This is a genomic window from Mucilaginibacter sp. P2_D11 (assembly GCF_056404435.1).
Window position 1 is genome coordinate 1 of the sequence record NZ_JBFUEA010000038.1, and the last position, 4,153, is coordinate 4,153.

The 4,153-nt window shown below is 49.9% G+C and carries 3 protein-coding genes; all 3 read right to left on the reverse strand.

Annotated elements, in window-relative coordinates; genetic code table 11:
* Positions 1-2,172, reverse strand: a 2,172-nt coding sequence (locus AC1DXC_RS27160; RefSeq protein ID WP_477462318.1) for a CRTAC1 family protein, incomplete at its 3' end; no start/stop codon positions are given.
* Positions 2,172-2,744, reverse strand: coding sequence for a hypothetical protein (locus tag AC1DXC_RS27165; protein ID WP_477462319.1), 573 nt, complete (start codon positions 2,742-2,744; stop codon positions 2,172-2,174). The genes AC1DXC_RS27165 and AC1DXC_RS27160, both read right to left, overlap by 1 nt.
* Positions 2,741-4,153, reverse strand: a 1,413-nt coding sequence (locus tag AC1DXC_RS27170) for an FG-GAP repeat domain-containing protein (RefSeq protein WP_477462320.1), incomplete at its 5' end; no start/stop codon positions are given. The genes AC1DXC_RS27165 and AC1DXC_RS27170, both read right to left, overlap by 4 nt.

Genomic DNA, 4,153 nt, shown 5'->3' on the forward strand with positions numbered 1-4,153 from the left:
GTCGGCATCAAAGAACAGGCAGTCGGTATCTTCGCTCCCTTTGTCTTTCTCCAGCAGTGCTTCGTTGCTCTTTTTGAACCGCCCATCCCTTGTTTGGATGTACAGCGCACCAGGCTGCCCAGCTGCGCCGCAGATGTAAAAGTCCTGCAGTTTATCACCGTTCACGTCGCCTGCCGCCATCCGGGGGCCGTCGGTAGAGTGCATCTGGAAGATAAGCTTCTCCCGGTCGAAGTCCACGTATTCGTTCTCGGTATGTTTAAAATCGATGCCGTAATTGTCCGCGCTTTGCGCAAACAGCGTTTTGGGTGCCGGTACTTCCTTCGTTTTTAACGGCAGGGCCGATTCGCTTTGCTTTACAGTGATAATTTGATTGGGTTTCACCGCTTTCAGCAGTTTTTGTTTACCATCGGACCATTGCACCAATACTGAATCGATCAGGCTGGTTTTCCCGAGCCCGAAGTTGAGCCGGTTGTCCACACTGGATTCAAAACCGCGTGCGGGCATTTGCTCCTGGTAGCTTAGTGTATGGTTGTAATAAACCGTTACACGGCTGCCGGTGCCAAAGCGGTTCTTCCCTTCGCCCTGAAGTACTACCTTGAGGTATTTGTTCTCCGGGTGGAGCTTACGGCTATTGTTGCGGTACACAAAGGCGGGCATGTTTACATTGTTCACAACCAGGTCTAGCGCCCCGTCGTTGTCCAAATCGCCGTAAGCAGAGCCATTGGAGAACCCCGGCTGATCAAGCCCCCAATCCGCTGCCTTGTTGCTGAACGTAACGTTGCCATTGTTATGGTAAGCGTAGTTCGGTACTGCCTCCGAAGGCATTAGGTCTATCAGCTTTTTATAGTTGATGCTTTTATCTTTGATGAGCGTTGCCATCACTTCGCGGTTAGAGAGGTATTGAATATAATCGCCGTTGGTAAGATCCTGGTAAATGCCGTTAGCAACAAAAATATCTTTAAACCCATCGTTATCCATATCAGTAATTAATGCACCCCAGCTCCAGTCGGTAGCGTGCACACCTGCAAGACGCCCAATTTCGCTGAAAGTGCCGTTACCGTTATTTAGCTGCAGGGTGTTACGGGTAAACTGGTTGTAATAGCCATACTTTAAATCCATCTGGTATTTGTCCCAGTTTTCGTAGGTGGTATTGGTTTTCAGGCGCGCCTCCCGCTCGGGCAGCATGTCGGTCACAAAAATATCGGGCATGGCGTCGTTATTAATGTCGGCGAGGTCGGCGCCCATCGAAGCATTACTGATGCTATGCATCTGGTCTTCCAGCGATTCCTTGAACGTGCCATTTTTATTATTGATGTATAGGTAGTCGCGCTCGAAAAAATCGTTTGACACGTAGATATCGTCCCAGCCATCATGATCTACATCGCCCACACTCACGCCCAGCCCAAAACCAATCACGCTACCAAAAATCCCGGCCTCGGCACTTACATCTTTAAAGTGCCCGCCATCATTACGGAATAATTTTTGCCCGCCCAGGGGATCGCGCATGTTCCGCTCGTTGTTTTGTATATTAAAAGTCCCGATGGCCTTAAAGGAGTTGCTGAGGATAAAAAGATCGAGGTCGTTGTCGTGGTCGTAATCAAAAAAAACGGCATGGGTAGAGTAGCCGTTTACCCCTATGCCATACGCTACCGCACTCTCTTTAAACTTTAAGTTCCCCTGGTTGATGTACAGTTCGTTCTGCTTATGGTCGCCTTTAACGTCGCCGCTGTTGCAAACATAAATATCCAGCAAACCGTCGCCGTTAACATCGGCCATGGTTACCCCGGTAGACCATTTTCCCACCTTGCCAATGCCTGCCTTGCCGGTAATATCTTCAAACCGAAAATCCCCCTTGTTGAGATAAAGTTTGCTTGGCTCGGTATTCCCTACCATAAAAACATCTATCAACCCATCGTTATTTACGTCGCCAAGTGCCACGCCGCCTCCGTTGTAAAAGTTGCGGTAGGTATAAATATTGAACTCGTTGTTGTAAGCGAGCTTGTTGTTGAAATTAATGTTGGTGTAGCCCGCATCCAAAAGCTCAAAAAGCTTTGTACCCGATTTGCTGTTGCCGTCACCGCAGCCGCAAAAAACCCAAGTTAACAACAGCAATGCACCGTACCGGTTCAAATACCTGTTGCGTATAACGTTACCGGGAATAAAATATCTCATTACTTTTTTCTGTTTTCTGTCAACAGATCTGTAAAATCCGCTTTTACACGCTGCTCATCATACTTACCAATGATGATCCTGCGGTTACCCTTTACCTGCACAAAAATAGTTCCGCGTACCGGGTCTGTCATAGTTATAAAATCGGCCCCCTTATACCATTTTTTAAACAGGCTCAGTACATCCAGCTGTAAACTATCTGCAAACAATGCCTTGTTCCAGGGTGCAAACGCATCGTAGCTGAATGTCACACCCATTTTGTTGATCTTGTTCTCAAGAAAATCCGGGTAAAAGGTCATTGCTGCGGGATGCTTCAATTCGTTTTTGAAATGATATAATACAGACATGTTACCCGGGCCTTCAAAAAACACCCCCTTTTTATTCATCTGCCAACAATGTGTATAAAATTCTTTACTAGTCATCCCCAGTTTTATGCCCATAAAAATACTGTCCTGCCGGATGCCGGTAGCCAGTTCTCGAGCCACCGAATCTTTATACCGCTCACTGTCTGACCCGCAAGCTACCAGAGAGCAAATACCCGCAACAAAAAACAACCATTTATAACGTTTTATCATTTAACTGCGATCTTATTTAAACTTATTATTTCGGTTTGATCATTATTTTTTGCGAACAAGAGCAGGGTTTTGCGACCGACACCGATCTGCATGATATCGCGTACGGCACCTTTTACCAGTACGCCGCTCTGCTGTGGCGCCACGGCCCGGAAACTACCTCTGCCATCGCCCTTCAACAGCAGCCCGTAGCTGGCATCGTAGATGCCTGCCTCCGGCTTGGATTCATAAAAGTTGCCCCCCAGCAGAATATCCGCCTTCCCGTCGCCGTCAAGGTCTTTTACCACCAGCCCGAACACCGTGGAGAACTGCGCCTCTACCGGCAAAGCCTGTAGCCGGAACCTGCCTTTGCCGTCGTTCAGCAGCACGCTGCTGCGCAGTTCATAAGCATCCGTTTTGGYGATCGTTTTCAGCAGCTCCACCCCAAAAATATCTTCCATCGTTTGCTCTTTATATTGTTCATAGCGCAGGTACTTCTTCTTCAGCAGCGGCAGTTCGCCCATCAGATCGTGCCGCAGTACCATCGGGTATTGCTTATCGCCATTGTAGGTGCATACGATTTGTTCTATGGTGCCCGTGCCGCTGAARTCGCCSGTGTACAGGCTTACCGGTTTTGCTACACTAGCTTTAAACCTTGAGTTGAGCCCGTGGTTGCCTGCTACCAGGTCGGGGTAGCCATCGCCATTCACATCGGCCACCTGCAGCCGGTTCCACCAGCCGCTGCTTTTTGACAGCCCCGCTGCATTCGTGATCTCATTTAACTTCCCGCCCTGGTTATGAAAGATGCGGATKGGCATATACTCGCCGCAGATGGCCAGGTCCGGCCGGCCGTCGCGGTCGTAATCAAACCATTTGCCATCGGTAACCATACCCGCCTGGTTTAGGGCTGGAGCAACTTTATCTGTTGCATCGCTGAATATCCCTTTGCCATTGTTCTCCAGTATATAGCTTTTACAGGCATAGCCCCAGTTGCCCGGTTTAAGCCGTACACCCACGAACAGGTCCTGGTCCCCGTCGCCGTCCATATCGGCCGCTGCCACGCAGGAACTGCTCTCGAACTGGAAAGAGGGCAGCACCTGCGGCGACCGGCTGTAACGGCCACGCCCGTCGTTCAGGTAAAGTCTGCTGATCAGTTCTGTGGAGTTGGCCGAAAACTCGCTGCCCCCGCTGCAAACATAAAGGTCCTGGTCTCCGTCGCCGTCGGCATCAAAGAACAGGCAGTCGGTATCTTCGCTCCCTTTGTCTTTCTCCAGCAGTGCTTCGTTGCTCTTTTTGAACCGCCCATCCCTTGTTTGGATGTACAGCGCACCAGGCTGCCCAGCTGCGCCGCAGATGTAAAAGTCCTGCAGTTTATCACCGTTCACGTCGCCTGCCGCCATCCGGGGGCCGTCGGTAGAGTGCATCTGGAAGAT